Raw genomic sequence first — 2200 nt, forward strand, 5'->3', positions numbered from 1 at the left:
CAATCCTAGTCTTGCTGGTTCAATATTTGCTGAATAAAAAGTATCATCTACTACAAAATTTTTTAGCGATCGCCCTGAGGAGAAAACTTTTTGGTTTACTGACATTGCATGTGGCTTTGCGTAAGCGCACAGTCGTCTAGGTGGCAAAAGGTGCAACAGAAGTTTGTTAATCTTTGCAGCGAGTTAGACATCCCTTGTATTGTCACAGTTACTCAGTCCTACGGTGACTATGAACAATATGTTGAATTTATTCAAGCTAACGTACCAGAAGATGTACCGGTAATTCCAGTCCTAGCTAAATCGTTAGGCTTGCCTGATGGTTCTACGATTGATGCTTGGGGAGTGGGTGATTTACTAGAACTGACTACAACTGTAGGAAATGCTTTCAAGTTACAGATGGTTTCACAGAAAAAACAAATGGAGAGTAAATCTATGAACAATCAGGGGCAATTATTTCAAGTAGCTGCTGAAGTAGCGAAAGCATTGAATCGAACAGCCGATGAAAGTCTTCCAGGAAAACTAGCTGGAATCGTCAAATTACACGCAGGAATTGCTGTTGGGAGTGCATTTATCCCAGTGCCTGGTGCCGATATGGCTGCTGCTGCTGCTAATATCTGGACGATGTATGTACGCATTAACAAGGAACTTGAATTACCATTCGCTGAAAATCTCATCAAAAGTATTGCGACTGGGATTGTGACTAATTTGGGTGCTGCGGTTTTAGCAACTATGGTAGTTGGGAGTGTATTGAAATTTGTACCTGGACTCGGTTCAGTTGGTGGTGCTGCTGTAATGGGGGCGACTATCTATGGGGTTACAGTAGCAGCAGGAATTATTTACATGAAAGCTATTTCAAAGTTGCTTAGCGACAAAAATTCAGGGTCAGTTAATGAAGAAAATTTGAAAACAGCGGTTGATGAAATTATCAAGGATAAGCAGTCTGTTCAAACTATTCTTAAGACCGCCAAAGAAGGCTATAAAGATGCAAAGAACGACAAATAGTTATAACTATCAGCGATTCCAAGGAGCAGCAAGAGCGGCTTCAACTGCCGTGCGAATATTTTTATTGGGGTGCTTTCTCATTTGTTGTAGCATTGCTTGACCGCGAGGATCACGGCTACCTGCGAGTCCGTAAGCATAGGGAAGCATAAAGTCATCTGGAGGGTTTTTGAGCATTTGCTCAGCAAGAACATTAACATTATCAAGTAGTAATAATCCAAACAGTCCTCGACTAGGATAATAATCCCCAAAATGATTATTATTTTTCAAGATGAGATCGGCTGCTAGAACCATAACTGGTAAGACTTGTGGCACATCAATCATTGCCAAGTAAATTAATGCCTCATTTCGATCCTCTTCTGTATATTTTGCATTAGTGAATAGGAACGTAAGAGGACGAATCATCTCTGGGACAAAAACTCCGAGTGCCCCTAGTGCTTGTGCGATCCAACATGACCATTCTTGCGGAAATTCATTGCCCAAAAACTTTTTCATCCAATCCACAGAAGCTAATTGACCAGTTGGTTTTGGAGCTAGTAGCTGTCGTCGGGGTTTAGCACCATCTGCAATAACGGCGATTTCGTACATCCAATCTCCTTCACTATACACTGGATTAATTCCTCGCTCTTTTGTCAGAAGTAAGCAACCTTCCGCCAGGGTTTTCGGATCGAGGTTTTGTCCCTGTAGAAATTTTTCTATTTCTTGAATCTTCTCAGAAGACAATTTTCTACACCAGAGTGGAGAGCGTTTACCTATAATCAACCCTGAACTACTGTTCCATTCTTGAATAGTTGTACCCATGAGCCAACATATTGCCTTGATAGCTTTACGCTGAGCTATTTGATCTCCCAAGGAAAGAGCTTTTACAAGAATATCTTCTAACACCGAATGTTGATTGTCAGTTAGGAAACAAAGCTTCCACTCATTAACATAGGATGACTCCATCAGATTGAGAGCCGTTTGAATTTGATGAATCTGATGCTTAGCAAGTAAGCCTTGCGTCTCAGCAGCAACAATTGAACTAGCATTCCTCGGAGCTGATATCCAGCGGCTGTTGAGTGCATTTCCTATTGCAGTGCGAACTCGCTCACTGGAATGGTCAGTAAACCAAAAAGTTTTCTCCTCAGGGCGATCGCTAAAAAATTTTGTAGTAGATGATACTTTTTATTCAGCAAATATTGAACCAGCAAGACTAGGATTG

The 2200-nt window shown here is 41.2% G+C and carries 2 protein-coding genes; one reads left to right on the top strand and one right to left on the bottom strand.

Going from position 1 to position 2200, the window contains the following annotated elements; translation table 11 throughout:
• Nucleotides 1-150 precede the first annotated feature (150 nt).
• Nucleotides 151-1002 (top strand): hypothetical protein, encoded by an 852-nt coding sequence (locus tag AABK37_RS41100; RefSeq protein ID WP_432557126.1) that lies wholly within the window; start codon nucleotides 151-153, stop codon nucleotides 1000-1002.
• 9 nt (nucleotides 1003-1011) lie between these two features.
• Here the strand turns inward: AABK37_RS41100 and AABK37_RS41105 are convergent, their stop codons facing one another.
• Nucleotides 1012-1944 carry a hypothetical protein gene (locus AABK37_RS41105; protein ID WP_432557127.1) on the bottom strand — a complete coding sequence of 311 codons (933 nt, stop codon included), beginning with the start codon at nucleotides 1942-1944 and terminating at the stop codon, nucleotides 1012-1014.
• Between the last annotated feature and the right edge of the window lie 256 nt (nucleotides 1945-2200).

It is taken from the genome of Tolypothrix sp. VBCCA 56010 (assembly GCF_050875635.1).
Classification (GTDB): Bacteria; Cyanobacteriota; Cyanobacteriia; order Cyanobacteriales; family Nostocaceae; genus Hassallia.